Below are 18,985 nucleotides of genomic sequence, written 5' to 3'. Positions count from 1 at the left end.
GTTCACCGAGAGGATGATATCGCCACGCTCAAGTCCACCCTTTTCAGCCGGGCTGCCGTTGGTGACGTCGGCGATGATCGCGCCTTCATTGTCCTTCAGGCCCTGGGCCTCGGCCATGTCTGCGGTCAGGTCCTGAATGGCTACGCCCAGCCAGCCACGCGACACGCGGCCGTCCTTGATGATTGCCTGCGTCACTTCATTGGCCAGTTCAGCCGGGATCGCAAACCCGATACCGACAGATCCACCGGTAGGCGAGAAGATCGCGGTGTTGACGCCGACCACGTTGCCGTTGAGGTCGAACGACGGGCCGCCCGAGTTGCCGCGGTTGATCGAGGCATCGATCTGGAGAAAGTCTGTGTAGGGACCAGCGCCGATGTCGCGTCCGTCAGCCGACAGGATGCCTGCCGTTGCCGTGCCGCCCAAGCCAAACGGGTTGCCAAGTGCAATCACCCAGTCGCCCTTGCGCAGGTCATGCGAGTTGCCAAAGCGGACATAGGGATACGTGCCCTTTTCCTTGATGCGCAGGACAGCGAGGTCTGTCTGCGGGTCGGTGCCGACGAGTTCGGCATCCAGTTCGCGCCCATCCTTCAAGGTGACCTTGATCTCGGTCGCGTTTTCTACAACGTGATTATTGGTAACGACATAGCCATCCTTGGAAATCAGGAAGCCCGACCCGAGCGAACGCGCTTCCTGGGTCTCGGGCTCCGGATTGTCTTCTTCCTGTTGCTTGCGGTTCTGCAGGAACTCGTCAAATCCGGGCATGCCGCGGAACTGTTCGAAGAATTGTTCCATGTCGGCCAGTTTGCCGACTTCGCGCTCGCTGACGACGTTGACGCTGACCACAGCTGGCTCGACCCGCTCGATCAAGTCGGCAAAACTGAGCGGTGCGCCGCCGGGGGCCTCGATGGCAATAGGCTGCGCGCCCGCTTCCGGACTGAAGATTTTCGGCGACAGCACCAGCGTGCCCACGGCCGCTGCGCCGAAGACAGCCGCCACGAGGGCTTGTCTCGAAATGCCAAATTTCTTCATTAGTCTCTCCAAGTCACTGAAATTGCGTCGGTTAGCCGATCATAGGATAGATAAACATGTCACAGGCAATGTGGTCATTAAATGTCAGTTAGGTGGATTTGGTCGGGGTTTCCACCGTTCGCACGTGCCCGCCCGTCTCAAGTGTCTGGTGAACCGGGCATTTGTCCGCAATTTCCATCATCCGGGCGCGCTGGTCAGCGTTCAGGTTCCCCTCGATTGTGATCGCGCGGTCGAACACGTCAATCTTCCGGCCTTCCTCGCAATGCAGGCAATCGTCGACATAATCCTTGCTATGGGTGATCGAGACGGCCACGTGCTCCAGCGGCCATCCCTTCCGGTCGGCATACATGCGCAAAGTCATCGAGGTGCAGGCGCCGAGCCCGGCTGCAACGTATTCATACGGGTCCGGCCCGCGTCCGCCGCCGCCGACATCGATCGGTTCGTCGGCGATTGACACATAGTCGCCGATCACGACGGCATTCTCATATTTGCTGCGCCCGGTCTCCCTGACGACCACATCGCGGGTTACGCCGGCTTCCTGCACGGGCATGGCCGCACCGGCATCGAAAACATAGGGCTCGGCCCACACAGCAATCAGTTTCCCGGCCCGTTGGGCATTGCCCGGCGATGTCAGCAAGTGATCCGCCTTGTCGAGGCTGATGAAGGATTTCGGATGTCGCGCGGCCACGAACAGGTTGGTCGCATTCTCGATACCCACAGTCTCGTCCAGCGGCGCGTGCATGACCAGTAGAGGCCGCTTCAGCCCGCCCACGGCCTCGGTCACCTTTGCCCCGCGCACATCTTCCAGGAATTGCCGCTTCAGCACGAAAGGCCGCCCGGCCAGCTGGACCTCCGCCTCGCCTTCATCTTCGATTTGCTCGACATGCGTACGGATCGCCTTGATCACGTGCGCGGCATCCGATGGCGCGCCAATGGTGACGACCGCCTTCACCTGCGGAATGTCATGCGCCGCCACGATCACCGCTGCCCCGCCCAGCGAATGCCCGATCAGCAATTGCGGTCCGCCATGCGCCTCTTCCAGCCATTTGGCCGCCGCCACCAGGTCCTGCACATTGGTCGTGAAGTTCGTATTCGAAAAATCGCCCTCCGAATTGCCGAGTCCGGTAAAATCGAACCGCAACACGCCGATACGCTGTTCCACAAGCGCCGCCGTGATCTCCCGCGCCGCATAAATATCCTTCGAACAGGAAAAACAGTGGGCGAACAGGGCCCATGCGTGCGGTCGGAAGACGGGGGTATCCAGGCGCGCCGCCAGCAGGCCGCCGTCGTGGCCGGGAAATTCGATGCGATTGGATTGGCCCATGTCAGCTCCCTGAATTTGTCCAGTCACAGAACTGGCGGACACAGGCCCGTGGTGCAAGGCCGCGTCCATCGCATTCGCGTGACTGAAAAGGTGAACAGGCTTGACTTGCCCGGTCGGCATGACGTTCGTGACGACCAGACCCAATCGCGGGAACCGTCCGAACCACCATGAAGCCAGTCTACATTTTTCTCGCGATTGCCATTCCGGCCATGATCGCCAGCGCCTGGCTCCTGGCTCCGCCGGGGACGATTCTGCTGTCGCTCAGCCTTGGCGCCCTGCTCATTGCCCTCTCAGCCATCGATATCGCCACGCTGCGCCTGCCCGATGCCTTGACCTTCACTGTCCTGCTCTTCGGCGTCATCATGGTTGCGCTGACGCGGCCGGATCTCTGGCCACATCACCTGCTCGGCGCCGGCATCGGTTATGTCGCGCTGGTCGGGCTGGAGCTTGCCTACAAGCGCCTGCGCGGACGTGACGGGCTTGGCCGCGGCGACGCAAAACTGCTCGGCGCCATCGGCATCTGGGTCGCCTGGCCGGGCCTTGCCCCGGTCCTGCTCGTCGCGTCCATGTCGGGTCTCCTCGGCGCCGTGGTCGCCAGCCTCTTCGGCAAGCGCTCGCTGTCGGGGGCGACGCCGATGGCGTTCGGCCCGTGGATCGCGCTTGGCGGCTGGGTCGTCTGGCTCGCCGCGCCCCACATGGCTTTGGTCCCGCTAGGCTAGATCTCGTCCGGCACCAGAGGTTCGGCGCCTGCCTTGCGCCGCCGTGCCACGCCGAATGCAATCAGCCCGCCAATGACGAGCAGACCGAACGGCGCGCCCCACAGGATAAAGCCTTCCAGGCCGGTGCGCTTCGGCCGGAACAGCACGAATTCGCCATACCGGCTCTCGAACCAGTCGCGGACCTCACCATCGCTCGCGCCCTCACCGACCATCACACTTACGCGCGCGCGCATGTCCTCGGCGATCGCAGCGGAGGATTGCGAAATCGGCTCATTCTCGCAGGCCACACAGCGCAGTTCCCGCATCAGCGCCTGCGCCCGCGCCTCCTCGGCCGGGTCGTCGAGGACTTGGCCCATCGACGTCAACGCAAACCCGAACGCGATCAGGCTCAGAAACAACGCCCTGATCATGGGGCGTTCCTCCTGCGTCTCGCCGGCACCAGGCTGAACAAGGCGCCCAATCCCATCAGCATGACACCAAGATACACGAAATCGATCAATGGGTTGAAATAGACCCGGAACACCCAGCGCGTCTCGCCATCCACGTCGCGCCGGTCGCCCAGCGCAATATAGAGATCGCCGCCGCCGGTCTTGTGTATCGCCGTTTCGGTCGTCGGCATCCTTGAGGCCGGATAGTAGCGCTTCGTCGGCGCCATCTCGGCCTTTATGCTGCCCTTGCGCGCCGTCAGCACCGCCTTATCGGCATACCAGTTCGGACCCTCGACCGCGTGCACATCCTTGAGCGTGATGTGCCAGCCCGCCACAGTGCCTGATCCGCCTGCCGGCAGCGCCAGCGTCGCCTCGTAGCGCTGTGTCGTCTCGACCACCGCGCCCATGATGAACACGCCCAGCCCGATATGCGCCAGCGTCATGCCCCACACCCTCAGGGGAAGTCGGAGCACGCGGGCCAGCGTCACCGCCCGCCGCCTCACTTCCCATAGCGCGCCAAAAATCAGCCAAATGGCCAGTGCCAGTCCGAACGCTGCGCCCAGCGGAATGTCCCACAGGCTGACGCCCAGCAGCAGGAACACGGCCACAAGTCCGACACCGCCGGCCGCCCATTTCCACACGCCCGAAAGGTCAGCCTTGCCCCAGGTCCAGGCCTGCACCACCGGCAGCACCGCCAGCAGCGCGGCCAGCATCGGCACGAAGGTCAGCCGGAAATAGGGTTCGCCGACCGAGATCGTCCGGCCCGTCGCTTCCGCGATCAGCGGGAACAGTGTGCCCAGCAGCACTGTCAGCGCCGCCACCACAAGCACCACATTGTTCGTCGCCAGCGCGCCTTCGCGGCTCAGCATCTGCCACGGCTTGCCGCCTTCCAGTTTGGGCGCGCGAACGGCAAACAGGCAGAGCGCCAGGCCGCCATAGACCACCAGCCCGCCCAGCAGCAGCATCCCGCGTTTCGGGTCGACCGCAAACGCGTGCACCGAAGTAAGTACGCCGGAGCGTACGAGGAAGGCACCCATGATCGAGAACAGGAAGGCCAGCACCGCCAGCAGCGCCGTCCAGGCGGCAAAGCTGCCACGCTTTTCGGTGACCACGACCGAGTGCAAGAGCGCCGCGCCGATCAGCCACGGCATCAGCGAGGCATTTTCCACCGGATCCCAGAACCACCAGCCGCCCCAGCCGAGCTCGTAATAGGCCCAGTAGCTGCCAAGTGCGATCCCGATCGTGAGCGGAATGAAGGCCGCCAGCGCCCAGCGCCGGGCCTCCTTTGCCCACGCCCGGTCGATCCGCCCGTCGATCAGGCCCGCTGCCGCCAGCGCGAACACGAAGGAAAAGCCGACATAGCCAAGATAGAGCATGGGCGGATGCGAGGCGAGCGCCACGTCCTGCAAGACCGGATTGAGCCCAGCCCCCTGCAACGGCGCAGGGTCGAGCCGTAAATAGGGCGAGGAGGCGAACAGGAGGTAGGCCAGCGACCCCGTGGCGAGCCATCCCTGTACGCCCAGCGCCCGCGCCTCGAACACATCACGCCCCGTGCGCATCCACAGCGCCCCCGCCGCACCGAAGCCCAGCGTCACCAGGCACCAGAGCGCCATCGAGCCCTCATGGTTTCCCCAGACCCCGGCCAGCTTGTAGATCATCGGCTTCAGCGTGTGGGAATTGTTGACGGCCAGGGCCAGCGAAAAGTCGGACTGCGCAAACGCCACCAGCAGTGTCGCGAAGGACAGCGACATCACCGCAAACGCCACGATCGCAGCGCGCCCAGCCAGCGCCCGTGCGCCTGTCAGGCCCAGCACGCCTTGCGCCAGCGAGGCCGCGAGCGCGAGGAATGCCGCAAGGTGGCCAAGCTCGATCATGTCAGCTGGCGCTTGCGTCCGGGCCCGCGCCCAGCAGCTTCAGCTCGCGCGGCTGGTAATTCTCGTCGTGCTTGGCCAGCAACTGGCGCGCTGTGAACTTGCCATCCGCGTCGAACGAACCGATCGCTACCACGCCCTGTCCTTCGCGGAACAGGTCTGGCGCAATACCGGTAAAGCTCACGGTGATCGTCGCGGGGCTATTGTCGATGACCGTGAACACGATCTCGCTGCCATCGCCCGGATAGGTGAGCGAACCGGGCGCCACCCAGCCGCCGACCTTCACGTCCTTGCCGATCTCCGGAATACCATTTTCAGCAAGAACTTCAGGGGTGTAGAACAGGTTGGCATTCTGCCGCAGCGCGACAAAAGCGAGCGTCGCGGCGGCCAGCAACAGGGCGGCGGCAACGGCGAATGTCCACAATCTGCGGGTCCGGGCTCTCATGGAGCCAGTGTATACTGGCAACCGCCGGAATTGACAGTGCGGCAGATGCAGCAGCGCGCCTGTCGCTATTCTGCGGGGAGCGCCTCGCTCTCGCCAATCACGTCCAGCATCGCCCCGAAGCGGTCGCGGCGCGGATCGTCAGGCGGCAATTTGGCGAACACGGCCCGCATCATCTGCGCGGCCCTGTCCTGGTCGCCGGCCTGCGCGGCGCCCATGGCCGCCCACATGCCCGCCTGTACCTGTGTGTCGTCCAGTTCGTACGCTCGCGCAAACAGCCGGGCCGCGTCCGGGCCAACCGCACCGTCGCCCATTTCGACCAGCACCTGTGCCAGCCCGACCAACGCGGGCACATATGTCGCATCCCGCCGCAGGGCCGACTGGTAGGCCCGTGCGGCATCGTCCGGACGATTCTGGCCGCGCAGCAATTCGGCGATGAAATAATGCGGCTCTGGCGCGTCGGGCTTGTCAACTGCCGTCCGCTCCAGGCGCGCCAGCGTTTCAGCCGCCGTCAGCGTTTCCGGCGCGTTGCGGATCTTTTCCATGATTTCGTGCTGGCGTTCGGCCATGGGACTGTCGGCCATACCCGGCCGCCCGATGACAAGATACCCGCCCACGCCAAGCGCCAGGCAAACCGCGACGATGATCATCTGGATACGGGTCATGATTTCGGAAACCTCAGCCGCGCGCGAAGGCCGCCCTGTGCGCTTTTGTCCAGTTCAAGCCGGCCTTTGTGCAGTTCGGCCAGTTCGGTGACGATCGACAGGCCAAGGCCCGTACCGGGTATCGTCTCGTCCAGCCGCACGCCGCGCTTCAGTGCACCTTCGCGTTCCACTGGCGACAGGCCCGGCCCGTCATCCTCGACATCGATCACCAGTTCCTGCGCCGCGTCCGAAATTCGCACCAGCACATCAGCCTTCGCCCACTTGCAGGCATTGTCCATCAGGTTGCCGATCATTTCCTCGAAATCCTGTTTCTCGCCGCGAAACACCGCGCCCGTATCACCCACAACGCTGACATTGATGCCCTTGGCATCGAACAGCCGGTTCAGCAACCGGGCAAGCGCCTCGACTACCGGCGCCACATCCGTGCGCGCGCCCAGAGTCTCGGCCCGCGCCGCCATCCGCGCGCGCTTCAAATAGTGCTCGACATTCGCATGCATGGATTCGGTCTGTCGCCGCACGACATCGTCCAGCTGTGCGTCGCCCTTCGCTTCGTTGCGCAGCACCGCAATCGGGGTTTTCAGCGCATGCGCGAGATTGCCGACATGGGTGCGGGCGCGCTCGACCACATCACGATTGTGGCCGATCAGCTTGTTCAGCTCCTCTGTCAGGGGACGAACCTCTATCGGATAGCCTTCCCGCAAGGTCTGCCGCGTGCCCGCACGAATATCCGCGATGTCGCGCTCGATCCGCTTCAGCGGCTGCAACGAAAACCGGATGCCAGCCACCATGGCCGCAAACACGCCACCGAACAGGGCGATCATCGTCCCTAGGAGCATGCCGCGGAAGCGTGTGGCGGCCGCGTCATTCGGCGTGCGGTCGGCTGCGGCGACAAGCACCAGCGGCGTGTCCCTGTTCTCGAGGATGATCGCCTTGGCAGCCACGCGGACGCGTTGCTCGTCCGGCCCGTCGAAATCCGCAAATTGCGCCATCCCCGGTTCCGCAACCGCTCGGCGGATCTGCTCAGGAGTCACGGGCACCGGCTCATCCCACAGGCTTTTGGAACGCAGATCCCCTTGAATGGCGAAGTCGGGCGTCAGGCCAACGACGGCCCAGTACTGCCCTGAATACTGTGTCTGGAATCGGGCGTCATGCGACAGGAATTCCCGTTCGGCGTCGGTCACCCGGCCGTCTTCGAGGAAGGCCCCTCCCTGGGTCATCTCGCGCGTCAGCGTAACCAGTGTCTGTTCAAGGTCTTCTTCCAGAAGGGACAGGGTCTGCGCGCGGTACAGCGCCGACAAGGCAAGCGCGCCGCCGATCAGAACCACCAGCCCCCACAGCGCCGCCGCCAGCATCATCCGCCGGGCCAGCGAAACGCCTGGCCAGCGATCAATGAAACGCGTGACGTGGTTGCCCGGTGTATCCATTCAGACGGTCTGGCACGCCAGGTGCCTATCCTGCAACGCGCGCCTCGTTCTCAGGAACGATCAGGCGATAGCCGAGACCGCGCTCGGTCTGGATACGCTCAACACCGATCTTGCGGCGCAGGCGTCCGATGAACACTTCGATTGTGTTCGAGTCGCGATCGAAATCCTGATCATAGATATGCTCGACCAGTTCGGTGCGCGGCACGACCCGGCCCTGATGGTGCATCAGGTAGGAAAGGACGCGATACTCGTGCGCCGTCAGCTTGATCGGCTCGCCATTGACCATGGCCCGCGCAGCGCGCGTATCGACCATCAGCTTGCCGGCCTCAAGCGTCGCAGCCGAATGCCCGGCGGCCCGGCGCAGCAGCGCCCGCAGGCGTGCCAGCAATTCTTCCGTCACGAACGGCTTGGCGAGGTAATCGTCGGCGCCGGCATCGAAGCCTGCCACCTTTTCGCTCCACTGGTCGCGTGCCGTCAGGATAAGCACGGGAAAGGACTTTCCGTCCGCACGCCATTTCTTCAGGATGCTCACACCGTCCATCTTGGGCAGGCCAAGATCGAGGATCACCGCGTCATAGGGTTCCGTATCGCCGAGGAAGTGCCCGTCCTCGCCATCGGCCGCGAGGTCGACGGCATAGCCAGACTGGGACAGGACATCCGCCAGCTGGCGGCGCAGGTCGGCGTCGTCTTCAACAACAAGGATACGCATGGAAATTACCTTCCGTACAACGGGTTAACACGGATTACGCGCCGCGCCGAGCTGTGATTGATCCGGACTGGGCGTCAACGACAAAGCGCATCTTGCGCCCGTCACCTGTCATCCAATCTATGTGATATTCGGCCCCGCCATCTTGTTTTGAAACAAGGTCTGCGCCGAGCTGGTAGCCGCCATATTCGCGTTTCAGCATCTGGAAAATCTTGCTGAGCGGCACGGTCTTGCCATCGCGTACAGCGTCGCGCGCCTGTCCCGGCGAAAAGGAATCGCCCCAGCCCTGCGCAATCGCAGGTCCGGCAGACAACAGCGCCATGGCTGCAAGAGACGCAAAAATCCGCTTCATGGGCCCAGCGTATAAGGTCAAAGCCCTGAATGTGAAGTGAACATCTGACACTGAGGTGTTCACGTCATGCGGCTTCAACCTTCGAATGCAGTCAGATTTTCGATTTTGTAACCTTAAAGCGGTATTTTCGGTTATCACTAAATGAAGACCCGTTCGAAATGCACTACGTTTTCAACTTTATAGAGAACGAACACGATTTCGTTCACGTGTTGATGGCGACGCTCGTCCTCGGCTTCAGCAGCGCGTGCGCACAGGTCGTCTTTGTCCGTAGCCTGGTCACCCTGTCGCGACGCGGAAAGTTCATCTGGATGATCGCAGCCGGCACGGTCATGGGCATTGGTGCCTGGGCGACACATTTCATTGCCCTTGTGGGATACCGCCCGGGTTTCACCGTCGAGTTCGACGGCTGGATCACGATCCTGTCGCCCCTCATCACGATTGCAGGCTTCATTGCGACGGCGGCCCTGCTGACGCCCGGAAAGACCGCATCGACACCGGCAATGACTGTGGCACGCCGGCTGGGGTGCGCCATTTTCGCGACATCTTCGGTTGCCGCCATGCATTTCCTTGGCATGAGCGCCCTGAAGGCATCTGCCATTATCGAATACGATCCCGCGACCAATCTCGCTGCATTCGGCATCGGCTTTATCTGCTTCTCGGCCACCTATTTTGCCGGATTGCTCAGGTCACCGCGACTTGCCAGTGGCACCGCTTGGCTGTCCAGCCTCTTCGCCGTCGCGTCGATCCACTTCATCGGCGCAGCGGGCACCACACTCATTCCCGTCAAAGGGTTCGCTGCCCCTGTCTGGGTGCTGAGCACCGGCCATGTCGGTTTCGTGATTGCTTTGGGCGCGGGCCTCATTCTCATTGTGGCCGCCCTCGCTGTCGGCCTCGACCGCCTGATTCAGTCCATGCGAAGCCAAGAAAAACGCAAACTGTCCCTGCTCGCGGACTCGGCCCTGGAAGGCATGTTCGTCGTCGCCAGCAGCGGCAAGGTGGTCGAGGCGAACCTGACGGCTCAGACCATGCTCGATACACCGCGCGACGCGCTCTGCGGTCGCCAGATAACCGACCTGCTGCAGATGGATGACCTAACGGACCTGTCCCTGCTCACGGACCAAAATTTCCCGGAACGATCACTCACGTTCGCCAATGGCAGCCGGATTATTGTCGATATCAAGAGCCGCGCGATCTCCGACAATGCTGGCTCCTTCATCGTGTTTGCCGTGCACGACCAGACCGAGCGCATCCGAAACGAAGCCAAGGTGCGCGCACTGGCCTATCGCGACGCTCTGACCGGTCTGGCCAATCGCGTCGCCTTCAACATGGCGCTGTCGTTCGCCATCAAGAATAATCCAGCCGCCACTTACGATCTGGCGGTAATGATCATCGATATTGATGATTTCAAGGAAGTGAATGACCAGTTCGGGCACCAGGCCGGTGACCTGCTTTTGAAAACGGTCGCTCGTCGCATGGCCCGTTGCCTCAGCAAGGGCGACCTCGTTGCGCGCCTCAGCGGAGACGAATTTGCCGTTCTCCTGCGCGACTGCACAGACAAGGCACAGGTCGCGGCAACCGCTCGAGCGCTCCTCGCGGCCATTTCCGAACCGATCAAAATAGGCCAGCGCACGCTCTCGGTCGGCGCCAGCATAGGCATTTCGGTGGGCGTGCCGCCTTCAGGTGGTCTGACAAGGGTGCTCACGTCCGCCGACCGGGCGCTCTATTCCGCAAAGAAAGCCGGGCGCGGCTGTTACCGATTCTATGGCCGCCGGCTGCACCGCGAGCACGAAGACCGCCGCACGCTCGAAGCGGACCTCCACAAGGCTGTCATGCTGGAACAGTTTGAACTCCACTACCAGCCCAAGGTCTGCAGCCGCACGCGCGCGATCGTCAGTCAGGAAGCATTGATCCGGTGGCACCGGCCCGATCATGGGCTCGTCTATCCTGACCAGTTCATTCCCATCGCAGAGCAGAGCCTGCTGATTAACCAGATCGGAAAATGGACCCTGCGCGCCGCCTGCGAAGCGGCCGCCGCGTGGGACGAGAACATTACAGTCGCCGTCAATCTGTCGGCCAGGCAATTTCTCGATCCTGATCTCGTTGAAAACGTGCGACTGGCCCTGTCTGGCAGCGGCATCACGCCAAGCCGCCTCGAACTCGAAATCACCGAAACCGCCCTGATCCAGAACACGCTACTCGCGGTGTCCGTCCTGAACGAACTCAAGCTGATCGGCGTCCAGATCGCGCTGGACGATTTCGGAACCGGCTATTCATCAATGAGCTATGTCCAGATCTTCCCGTTCGATCGAATCAAGATCGACCGGTCCTTCGTGGCAGCAATGAATGCCGATCATAAATCACGGGCCATCGTGGAATCGATCATCCACCTTGCGCATGCGCTGAAAATACCGGTCGTGGCCGAAGGGGTCGAAACCGAGGACCAGGCGGCGGCCCTCTCGCTGCTCGGCTGTGAAGAATTGCAGGGCTATCTTATCGCCCGGCCGCAGCCCTTGGCTATCGATCGCAGTTGGATCGACAGGCCGTTAGGCGTCTCTACCTCGCACGCAGCCTGACGCACGGACCGGCGTTACTTGCCTTCGGCCCACTTCTTCAGTCCGGGATCATTCGGATCATCCAGCATGATCTTCAGCCGCGCATACAGGTTTCCCGGCGTACTGGCCTGCACGCCCTTGCCGCGCAGGCGAAGCTGGGCGTCCGAGTTTGAGCCAGCCGGGACTTTCAGCGTCACAGGGCCTGAAGGCGTCCTGACCTCGACGCTGCCGCCCATCACCGCTGTCTTCAGGCTGATCGGAACGGTCATGCGCAGGTCCTTGCCGTCCCGCTCCCAGATATTGCTGGGCCGCACTTCCACTTCCAGCAGCGCATCGCCGGGGGCTCCGCCATTGGGCGAAGGCTGGCCCTGGCTCTTGAGGCGCAGCGTCTGGCCCGTGTCGATTCCTGCCGGAATGTTGACGTCCAGCGCGGTGCCGTCGGCCATGGTCATGCGGCGACGCGCGCCCGTGATCGCATCCTCGAACGAGATTTCCACCCGGTATCGTATGTCGCGGCCCTTTTGCGGGCCTGGATTGCGCCGACGCCCGCCTCCCCCGAACATGCCGCCCAGGATGTCTTCAAATGGATCGCCCTGTGCGCCGTCGAACGGACGACCGCCGCGCGATTCCCAACGATGGCTACTGCCGCCGGGAAATCCAGCCGGGTTGCCGTCGCCATCGATTTCGCCCCGGTCGAACTTGCCCTTCTTCTCCTTGTCGCCAAGAATGTCCCAGGCCTGAGACACGCGCTTGAACTCTTCCATCTTCTTGGAATCGTCGGGGTGCAAGTCCGGGTGCAGGGCTTTTGCCTTGTTGCGATAGGTTTTTTTTATCTCGCCCTCACTCGCGGTGCGGGGAACGCCAAGCACGGTGTAGGGATCCAGGGCCAAGGGCGGGGCTTCCTTATCTTTGTGAAAAATCAGTTCCGCACAGAGTTAGGGTGTTCCGGGCCCGATTGAAACCCATGGCCCGGTGCGACCATCAGCGCCAATCTCGGCCACCCGCGCGGCAGTTGCGCCACCGGGAAGCGTCGCCTCCGGCACTGCCACGTCAAACCGGGCTCCAAACCCGCTGGCTTCATCGACATCCACCGCGAACCGCGCATCATTCGCCGCCTCCGGAAACGTCCAGCTCTCGGCCACGTCTGTGCCGCGCCGTGTCCACTGCAACTGGTCGCCCGAACGCCGCAAGTGCGCCACGCTCCAGGGGCAGGCCTGCCACATTCTTAAAGGCCAAAGTGGCAGCGACCTCACCCCCAGCCGCACGCCAATCGACGTCCAGCCCAACTTCGCCCGGACTGACCGACGTGCGAACCACGGCCTCGTACAGTAGGACCATCCGCGCCCCGGTCTCCGCCGCTGCGCTCACGCTGCCCTGTTGCCCCCGCAACAAGCCGCTCAACTCCCCCGTATCCACGTCCACCAGTTCGGCACAGGCAAACTGGATCAATTCCCAACCTGCATCTGTCTCCACCAGCGCCGCATTACCGCCGCCAAGCACAAGCGCTTCTGGCAGGTTCCCAAACGCACCGCCGGGTGAATACACGCGCAGCACACTCGCCCCGTCCCACCGCCCGACCGGCCCGGCTGTGGCCGCCTCAACCAGTCGTCCGATCACGGCGGGCCGGGTCGGCACCAAGCGTTCGCGCATCGCATTTACCGCGAGGCCCGCCAGCACACGCACCTCGCAGGGCCATGGGTCTGCCCATGCCGCCACCACAGCCGCATCCCCTCGCAGGCCCGCCATCAAAGCCGCCTGCACCGCCGCCTCCGCCCGCCCGCTCACAGCTTCACCCTGCGCCGCGCCGACACGATCGCGTTCACCCCTTCGGGCAGGTCGCTACCCGCCGTCCCGCGCCGATAGGCCTCCAGCACCAGCAGCTTCAGCGCCAGCACCAGGTCCTCTGGTACATCCGCTGCTGCGCCATAGCCTGCATCGAACACGGCTTCGATCCGCCCGCCCTCGAGCACCAGTGGCAGCGCATTCCACGGCCTCAGCTCCAGCCGCCCGCAGCGCACCCGGAACCGCCCGGTCATCAGTTCCGCCGTCGCCTCCGCATCCACCACGCTGACAGACAACAAAGCCGATACCGGTCCGGCGCCCAGCCACGCCCCGCCTCGCGTCATCCCGCGCGGCCATTCCTCCCATGCCTGCTCCAGCGTGCGCGTCACCAGCGCCAGCCCGCTCGCCGCCTCCAGCCGCGCCCATGCCGACGCGATCAGCGCTGTCACCAGCGCATCCTCGGCATCCGTGCCGATGCGCAGGTAGTCCTTCGCCGCTTTCAGGGACAAAGCTTCCCCGTCCGGCGGTATGATCACCGTCAGTGTCATCTGAATAATCCCGTTTCCTGTCAGCCCTTCAGCGGGCTGTTTCCTTTTGGTTCAGCACTAGTGGGGAAGTATGATAGCCAATCCCCGTCCCTGCTCCCGGAGCCGTCTTTGCCTCGTTCTCTTCTCCTCGCCGCCGCCCTGGTCCTCTTCGCCCTGCCCGCAACCGCGCAGAGAACGGACTATATGAACGGCAACTACCAGCACGGCGTGGAATCTGGCGCCGTGCCGCAAACCGCTGCCAACACGGTCGCCTGCGCCACCCACTGGGCCGTCTGGTCGCAAAGCGCTGCCACGGACTGGGATGCCGACTTCATCGCCGATCTCGATCCCGACCTGCGCCCCGCCGAAAGCCAACTCGCTGCCGGTTACTGGGCCACAATGGCAAGCAACCGCTACGAGGCCGAGACTGGCGACACCGCCCTCTTTGAACATGAGATCGGCATCGCCACCCCGCAGGCCATCCAGTCCTACTCCAACCTGATGACCAGCTCTGACGCCCGCGTCCGCTACCACATGTTCCGCATCCTCGGCGCCTGCCACCTCTCCTTCGAGTGAGGTCCGCCGCGCCTAGACCAGTGCCGTCAGTTTCGAGATGATCATCCCGCCCACCGGCAGGCCGACCTGGCCCACCAGTTCGTCATCAATGCCGGTCTCCGTCGATTTGATCAGCGTCGCCAGCGCCTCGGCAGCTCTTGTCGTGAATTCCTCCTGCTACGGCTTGGTCAGCAACGCTGTCCTGCCGGATCAGGGCAATAATCACGCATTCAATCATGGTCGTCTCCTTGGTTTGAAAGTAAAACGGAATTGAAAAGCCAGAAAACCATTGCTTTAATGGCATCAAAATTCTGAACCCCGCCACCGACGCGCTTGGTCGTGTAGAACAGCACGTACGGCTTGGCCGAATACGGGTCGCGCAGCACGCGTGCGCCCTGTCGGTCGGACATCAGGTAGCCGCGCCGGAAGTCCCCGAACGCTATTGCCGCGTTGCTGGCTCCGATATCCGGCATGTCTTCCATCTCGGTCACGCCATAGCCCATGATCGCCGCCGCTGCCCGGCTGCCACAGGTAACGCCCGTCGACATCCTTCAGTTTGCGGACGGCTGACACGGTACGCCGGTTCATCACGAAACGCGCGCTGGCCCGGAACTGGCTCTTCGGCGTATAGATCAAGTCGATGACCTGGTCGGCGGCATCGTCCAGCGTGAAGTCCCCCGCCACGGATCCGATCTTGCCCCAGACATTGCTTGCTTCAGCGACAATCTCATAGTCGAGGAAGCCGCGCGGCTTTACCGTCCCGTCGTCGCTCACAAAGGCGGCAGATTCCTGCGCGGCAAAGGCGCTCTCCACCTCGTCGGCCAGCCAGGCATCGATATTGGCATAGGAATCGTCCAGCGTCGCGAAGCTCGCACTCTCCAGCCGCGCCCACAGCGCGTCACGCTCCACCGACAGAGCCGGCACCCGGTCCATGTCGCAGCGCACATCCACATCCCCGTCAAAAGGCGCGTCCAGCCAAAGCGACAGGGCCGCCACTGTCTTCTCTGCCCGCGGCAAGACAGTCATCCGCCAGAAGGCAAGATTGGCCTCGCGATAGTTCGAATACGTATTGTCGCCCGGAATCCCCAGCAGCATTGGCCGCACGCCTAGCGCCAGCGCGATCTCGCGTGCGGCCGCGTTACGCGCCTCCTGGAAATCCATCTCCGACGGTGACAGCGACATCGGCTGCCATTCCAGACCGCCTTCCAGCAACGAGGGCCGCCCGGCATTCGCCGCCCCGGCATAGTGCGCCTCCAGTTCGGCCTTCAGGGTCTCGTACTGGTCGTCCGGCAACCGCCCGCCGGCGCCATAGACCAGCGCACCCGACGGCTTGGCCGAATTGTCGATCAGCACCTTGGCCCAGTCCGCGCTCGCATTGTGCAGGTCCAGCGCCCGACGGGCCGCGCCCAGAGGAGGAAGCCCCATCACGTCATCGACCGGGTTGAACAGTTTGAGATGCAGTACCGGGCTCCAGCCCGACTCCTCCCGGCGGATCATCCGCTCGCCGCGATGCCCGTCCGCCCGTCGATCTGCACCGCTTCGACAAAAGCGTTCCCCGCCAGCTGGACCTGCGTGTAGACGCCCTCGAGAAAACTCGCCCCCGCCATGTCGGGTGCTGGCTGGCGCAGTAATTTCGCCGCCCGGTCATGCTGTGTCACCAGCGGCACACTGGCGGCTGCCTCCGCCACCATGCGCACACAGCGATAAGCCACCGCATTGCGCAAAGAGCAGTCCTGCGTCAGCGCCGCCGCGTCGCGCCCGCCCCAGACCGGAGAGCCCAGCTGTGACAGGGCAACCAGCGGCACAGCGGCCTTCGATTCTCGCCGTGTCCGTGCAAAGGGCCAGCTCGTATTCATATCGCGCCTGGCTTCCATGGGAACGTCTTCCGATGCCGCGAATTTAGCCCGGCCAGGCCCCCGGCCGGAGAAGAAATCCGATTTCTCAAGGAATCCTCGGGCATTACATTGGAAAGCTGATGGAAAACGGCGCCCGGTTCCTGCATTTTTCCGCGCGCAGGCAATAGCCATGCGGGACCAAATCTGCTTTGTGCCGCGCTGGTGACAGGGGAAGAGGAGCTAGCAGTATGTCGGCACACGTGATCTCGATCGCGAACTCGAAGGGCGGTGTCGGCAAGACAACCACCTGCGTCAGCCTCGCCGAAGCCTATGCGGCATCCGGGCGCCGCACGCTCGTCGTCGATCTCGACACCCAAGCCAACGCGTCCCTGCTCGTCTATGGCCATGAAGGCGACGAACACCTGTTCCAGGCGATCAATGAATACGCGACGATTTCCGACTGGCTGCTCGAGAACTTCTTTGCCGGCGAACAGAAACGCCTGTCCGAGTTTGTCGTCACCAATGCAAGCGACGTCACCTATGAGGGCAAGTCGCTGCCGCTGGACCTGATCCCGTCCTCGCCCCGCCTGCGCAAGACAGAGCGCGAGCTGATCTATGAACTCACCGCCAAGAAATATTCGATGGAGGCCCTGCAGGGCCAGGTCGGCCGCCGCCTGCGCGACGATTTCAACCTCCTTAAAACTGACTATGACGTCATCATTTGCGATTGCCCCCCCGGCATATCGGTGATGACCGAAAGCGTGCTCGCCGCCAGCCACCTGATCATCGTCCCCACGATCCCGGATTTCATGTCCACGCTGGGCCTCGACCTCTTCACTGGCGACATCATGCAGAATCTGCGAGACAGGGATATCGAAAGCCTGCCCGTCGTGCTGGCCACGCGATACGACGACACGCCACACCAGAAAGTGGTCCTCCAGGCCATGCGCGAAGCGGCGAATTCCAAGGAAGCCGAATTCGAAATGTTCAACACCGTCATCCCGCTCAAGACCGGTTTTGCCTCCAACCCGCTCGAGCTCGGCCCGGACCCGACCCTCGCCGCCAAATGGCCCGGCGAAGCGCTCGGCATCATCGACAAGCTTCTCAAGGAAGTTCAGGAGCGGCTGAAATGAGCGGACTGACGGCGACCGGGGGCACCGCCGCACTGGCCGCCCTGCTCGACAATCGCGACCGTTTCGGCAAGCTGCTCGACAAGGACTTTGCCGCCGCCACCGGCCTGCTCGTTCGCAAGCTCATGAATGCGGGCGGCCAGACATGCGATGACATGGCCGCCCTGCGCGATGCGGTCGGCACCGATATTTTCGAAACGGAACTCAAACGCCTGTCAGCCCACCAAGCGCGTCTGCTCGCCAAGCGCATCGACAAGGCCGTCGACGATTTCGAAGTCTCCACTGCTGGCGCCGCCGCCGCCCACATCCGCAAGGTCATGTCCGGCGACCTGACCATGACTAAACCTGCGGCCACACCCCAAGCCGACACGCCGGCCACAGACGCTCCCGATGACAGGCCGCCCACCGATGAGGGCACCCCCAGGAACAGCTATTTCGGTCGCAAGTCCTTCCGCTCAGGCAACTGAACGCTCCCTAGTTGTGGAGTCTCAACAGGTTGTCCACGGTTAGACCGAGTCGACTGATGGGAGTTTGATGTTGAATGCCGCCATGGGGTCGATGGAAGTTGTATCGATGTGTCCAGCCTGCGAGGCAGGCGGCCCTCTGGTCTGAGGTATTGTAGGACCTGGCGTAAGCCCATTCCCTGAGGGCGGTCTGGATGAAGCGTTCGGCCTTTCCGTTTGTCCGGGGCGTGTAGGGTTTGGTCCGGACATGTTTGAGGCCGAGCTCGCGACAGGTATTTTTGAAGGCGGTCGAACGATAGCACGCACCATTGTCTGTCATCACCCGCCGGACGGCGACACCCAGACGCTTGTAGTAAGCCACGCAGGCCTTCAGGTGGTCGACGGCACTGGAGGCTTTTTCGTCGGGATGGATCTGGTTAAAGGAGACGCGTGAGGCGTCATCCACGGCGACATGGACATACTCCCAGCCGATGCCGCGATGGATAGACTTGCTCTTCCTGCTTCCGGTGATGCGGTGCCCGGGACGCCCGAAGCGCCCGAGCTTCTTGATGTCGATATGGATCATGTCACCGGGATTTGGGTGCTCGTAGCGGCGGGGCGGTTCAGGCGGATCGAGATCTCTGGCCCGGCTGAGCCTTACGGCGCGCAGGATACGACTGACTGTGGCTGGCGAAACCTTGCATCGGTGGGCGATCTCGTGTCCCGGCAAGCGTTGGCGACGTAGCTTGATGACCGTCTCGACGATCGTACCGGGCGTCGGGCGATACAGCCGGTGCGGACGCGAAGAGCGCTCCCTGAGGCCTTCGGGCCCTTCCGCAAGTAAGCGGTCTACCCACTTGCTGACAGTCTTGCAGCACACGCCGAAGGCTTTGGCGACGGCGCTCCTGCTTGCGCCTTCCTCAATCACACGCCGGACCATCTCGGCTCGACTATGGGGCGTGGTTCGGGGAGCTATGACTGAATCTGGTGTTTGAGCGGTTTGAAGGTTGGCGGCGTATCTGGTTGTTTTGTTGTTGTGAGACAGCAACCCAACCCAAGAAGATACACCACCATGGAAACGAGTAACATTGTTGATTTTGCGCGTCGAGACGGGATGACGGACGCGCTGACGGATTTGTTGAGAACAGGGGCGCAGCAATTGATCGCGACAGCAGTTGATGCTGAGCTCGAAGGCTTCCTC

General features: G+C 63.0%; 20 protein-coding genes and 2 pseudogenes. 6 read left to right on the top strand and 16 right to left on the bottom strand.

Features of this window, described 5'->3' with window-relative positions:
- Together ACESNB_RS12685 and ACESNB_RS12680 are read right to left on the bottom strand one after the other, a co-directional pair.
- Positions 1-1,029 (bottom strand): trypsin-like peptidase domain-containing protein (locus ACESNB_RS12685; protein ID WP_373007848.1); only part of this gene is annotated, 1,029 nt, incomplete at its 3' end.
- Between the two features lie 88 nt (positions 1,030-1,117).
- Complete coding sequence (locus ACESNB_RS12680) at positions 1,118-2,353, bottom strand: alpha/beta fold hydrolase (protein ID WP_373007846.1); 1,236 nt, start codon at positions 2,351-2,353, stop codon at positions 1,118-1,120.
- Positions 2,354-2,520: 167 nt separating this feature from the next.
- Between ACESNB_RS12680 and ACESNB_RS12675 the strand changes: the two genes are divergently transcribed.
- Positions 2,521-3,072: an A24 family peptidase gene (locus ACESNB_RS12675; protein ID WP_373007844.1), complete on the top strand. Its 552-nt coding sequence runs from the start codon at positions 2,521-2,523 to the stop codon at positions 3,070-3,072.
- On the opposite strand, the gene ACESNB_RS12670 is transcribed toward ACESNB_RS12675, so the two are convergent.
- From ACESNB_RS12670 to ACESNB_RS12640, 7 genes are all read right to left on the bottom strand, one after another.
- Complete coding sequence (locus ACESNB_RS12670) at positions 3,069-3,482, bottom strand: cytochrome c-type biogenesis protein CcmH (RefSeq protein WP_373007842.1); 414 nt, start codon at positions 3,480-3,482, stop codon at positions 3,069-3,071. The two genes, ACESNB_RS12675 and ACESNB_RS12670, sit on opposite strands and share 4 nt — an antisense overlap.
- Complete coding sequence (locus tag ACESNB_RS12665; RefSeq protein ID WP_373007840.1) at positions 3,479-5,374, bottom strand: heme lyase CcmF/NrfE family subunit; 1,896 nt, start codon at positions 5,372-5,374, stop codon at positions 3,479-3,481. The genes ACESNB_RS12670 and ACESNB_RS12665 overlap by 4 nt, the downstream gene beginning before the upstream one ends.
- 1 nt (position 5,375) lies before the next feature.
- On the bottom strand, positions 5,376-5,795 hold the full coding sequence (locus ACESNB_RS12660) for a cytochrome c maturation protein CcmE (protein WP_373007838.1): 420 nt from the start codon (positions 5,793-5,795) through the stop codon (positions 5,376-5,378).
- A gap of 86 nt (positions 5,796-5,881) precedes the next feature.
- Complete coding sequence (locus ACESNB_RS12655) at positions 5,882-6,478, bottom strand: tetratricopeptide repeat protein (RefSeq protein WP_373007836.1); 597 nt, start codon at positions 6,476-6,478, stop codon at positions 5,882-5,884.
- Positions 6,475-7,902, bottom strand: coding sequence for an ATP-binding protein (locus ACESNB_RS12650; protein ID WP_373007834.1), 1,428 nt, complete (start codon positions 7,900-7,902; stop codon positions 6,475-6,477). The genes ACESNB_RS12655 and ACESNB_RS12650 overlap by 4 nt, the downstream gene beginning before the upstream one ends.
- Before the next feature lie 25 nt (positions 7,903-7,927).
- Positions 7,928-8,611, bottom strand: a complete 684-nt coding sequence (locus ACESNB_RS12645) for a response regulator transcription factor (RefSeq protein ID WP_340692171.1) — start codon at positions 8,609-8,611, stop codon at positions 7,928-7,930.
- Between the two features lie 34 nt (positions 8,612-8,645).
- Positions 8,646-8,960 carry a PepSY domain-containing protein gene (locus ACESNB_RS12640; protein ID WP_373007832.1) on the bottom strand — a complete coding sequence of 105 codons (315 nt, stop codon included), beginning with the start codon at positions 8,958-8,960 and terminating at the stop codon, positions 8,646-8,648.
- A 158-nt stretch (positions 8,961-9,118) separates the two neighbouring features.
- Between ACESNB_RS12640 and ACESNB_RS12635 the strand changes: the two genes are divergently transcribed.
- A complete protein-coding gene (locus tag ACESNB_RS12635) occupies positions 9,119-11,533 on the top strand; it encodes an EAL domain-containing protein (protein ID WP_373007830.1) in 2,415 nt (804 codons plus the stop codon).
- A gap of 14 nt (positions 11,534-11,547) precedes the next feature.
- On the opposite strand, the gene ACESNB_RS12630 is transcribed toward ACESNB_RS12635, so the two are convergent.
- Genes ACESNB_RS12630 through ACESNB_RS12615 form a run of 4 tightly spaced genes read right to left on the bottom strand, consistent with a single transcriptional unit; the run spans position 11,548 to position 13,842 of the window.
- On the bottom strand, positions 11,548-12,402 hold the full coding sequence (locus ACESNB_RS12630) for a DnaJ C-terminal domain-containing protein (RefSeq protein WP_373007828.1): 855 nt from the start codon (positions 12,400-12,402) through the stop codon (positions 11,548-11,550).
- A gap of 45 nt (positions 12,403-12,447) precedes the next feature.
- A complete protein-coding gene (locus tag ACESNB_RS12625) occupies positions 12,448-12,654 on the bottom strand; it encodes a hypothetical protein (protein ID WP_373007826.1) in 207 nt (68 codons plus the stop codon).
- Positions 12,617-13,297: a hypothetical protein gene (locus tag ACESNB_RS12620; protein ID WP_373007824.1), complete on the bottom strand. Its 681-nt coding sequence runs from the start codon at positions 13,295-13,297 to the stop codon at positions 12,617-12,619. Before ACESNB_RS12620 ends, ACESNB_RS12625 begins: the two co-directional genes overlap by 38 nt.
- Positions 13,294-13,842: a hypothetical protein gene (locus ACESNB_RS12615; protein ID WP_373007822.1), complete on the bottom strand. Its 549-nt coding sequence runs from the start codon at positions 13,840-13,842 to the stop codon at positions 13,294-13,296. The genes ACESNB_RS12620 and ACESNB_RS12615 overlap by 4 nt, the downstream gene beginning before the upstream one ends.
- Positions 13,843-13,950: 108 nt before the next feature.
- Here ACESNB_RS12615 and ACESNB_RS12610 point away from each other — a divergent pair, with 108 nt between their 5' ends.
- A complete protein-coding gene (locus ACESNB_RS12610; protein ID WP_373007820.1) occupies positions 13,951-14,397 on the top strand; it encodes a hypothetical protein in 447 nt (148 codons plus the stop codon).
- A 209-nt stretch (positions 14,398-14,606) separates the two neighbouring features.
- Here the strand turns inward: ACESNB_RS12610 and ACESNB_RS12605 are convergent.
- Both ACESNB_RS12605 and ACESNB_RS12600 read right to left on the bottom strand, forming a co-directional pair.
- Positions 14,607-15,801 (bottom strand): annotated as a pseudogene (locus ACESNB_RS12605) (phage major capsid protein).
- A 68-nt stretch (positions 15,802-15,869) separates the two neighbouring features.
- Entirely contained in the window at positions 15,870-16,250 is a 381-nt protein-coding gene (locus ACESNB_RS12600; RefSeq protein ID WP_373007818.1) for a phage portal protein, read from the bottom strand.
- Between the two features lie 209 nt (positions 16,251-16,459).
- Between ACESNB_RS12600 and ACESNB_RS12595 the strand changes: the two genes are divergently transcribed.
- Positions 16,460-17,344, top strand: coding sequence for a ParA family protein (locus ACESNB_RS12595; RefSeq protein WP_373007816.1), 885 nt, complete (start codon positions 16,460-16,462; stop codon positions 17,342-17,344).
- Positions 17,341-17,808 carry a hypothetical protein gene (locus ACESNB_RS12590; RefSeq protein ID WP_373007813.1) on the top strand — a complete coding sequence of 156 codons (468 nt, stop codon included), beginning with the start codon at positions 17,341-17,343 and terminating at the stop codon, positions 17,806-17,808. The genes ACESNB_RS12595 and ACESNB_RS12590 overlap by 4 nt, the downstream gene beginning before the upstream one ends.
- Before the next feature lie 7 nt (positions 17,809-17,815).
- On the opposite strand, the gene ACESNB_RS12585 is transcribed toward ACESNB_RS12590, so the two are convergent.
- Entirely contained in the window at positions 17,816-18,760 is a 945-nt protein-coding gene (locus tag ACESNB_RS12585) for an IS481 family transposase (protein ID WP_373007850.1), read from the bottom strand.
- 96 nt (positions 18,761-18,856) lie between these two features.
- On the opposite strand from ACESNB_RS12585, the pseudogene ACESNB_RS12580 reads away from it, so the two are divergent.
- Positions 18,857-18,985 (top strand): annotated as a pseudogene (locus ACESNB_RS12580) (IS256 family transposase); the annotation flags it as partial.

The sequence above is a fragment of the Hyphomonas sp. genome (assembly GCF_041689225.1).
Classification (GTDB): Bacteria; Pseudomonadota; Alphaproteobacteria; order Caulobacterales; family Hyphomonadaceae; genus Hyphomonas.
Note: the sequence above shows the minus strand (reverse complement) of the source record. Positions and strands in the feature narration are given on the sequence as shown.

Excerpts from the sequence above, each read along its gene's own strand:
- ACESNB_RS12680 (WP_373007846.1), bottom strand. The coding sequence starts at position 2,353 with ATGGGCCAATCCAATCGCATCGAATTTCCCGGCCACGACGGCGGCCTG.
- ACESNB_RS12675 (WP_373007844.1), top strand. The coding sequence starts at position 2,521 with ATGAAGCCAGTCTACATTTTTCTCGCGATTGCCATTCCGGCCATGATC.
- ACESNB_RS12670 (WP_373007842.1), bottom strand. The coding sequence starts at position 3,482 with ATGATCAGGGCGTTGTTTCTGAGCCTGATCGCGTTCGGGTTTGCGTTG.
- ACESNB_RS12665 (WP_373007840.1), bottom strand. The coding sequence starts at position 5,374 with ATGATCGAGCTTGGCCACCTTGCGGCATTCCTCGCGCTCGCGGCCTCG.
- ACESNB_RS12655 (WP_373007836.1), bottom strand. The coding sequence starts at position 6,478 with ATGACCCGTATCCAGATGATCATCGTCGCGGTTTGCCTGGCGCTTGGC.
- ACESNB_RS12650 (WP_373007834.1), bottom strand. The coding sequence starts at position 7,902 with ATGGATACACCGGGCAACCACGTCACGCGTTTCATTGATCGCTGGCCA.
- ACESNB_RS12645 (WP_340692171.1), bottom strand. The coding sequence starts at position 8,611 with ATGCGTATCCTTGTTGTTGAAGACGACGCCGACCTGCGCCGCCAGCTG.
- ACESNB_RS12640 (WP_373007832.1), bottom strand. The coding sequence starts at position 8,960 with ATGAAGCGGATTTTTGCGTCTCTTGCAGCCATGGCGCTGTTGTCTGCC.
- ACESNB_RS12635 (WP_373007830.1), top strand. The coding sequence starts at position 9,119 with ATGCACTACGTTTTCAACTTTATAGAGAACGAACACGATTTCGTTCAC.
- ACESNB_RS12615 (WP_373007822.1), bottom strand. The coding sequence starts at position 13,842 with ATGACACTGACGGTGATCATACCGCCGGACGGGGAAGCTTTGTCCCTG.
- ACESNB_RS12600 (WP_373007818.1), bottom strand. The coding sequence starts at position 16,250 with ATGGAAGCCAGGCGCGATATGAATACGAGCTGGCCCTTTGCACGGACA.
- ACESNB_RS12595 (WP_373007816.1), top strand. The coding sequence starts at position 16,460 with ATGTCGGCACACGTGATCTCGATCGCGAACTCGAAGGGCGGTGTCGGC.
- ACESNB_RS12590 (WP_373007813.1), top strand. The coding sequence starts at position 17,341 with ATGAGCGGACTGACGGCGACCGGGGGCACCGCCGCACTGGCCGCCCTG.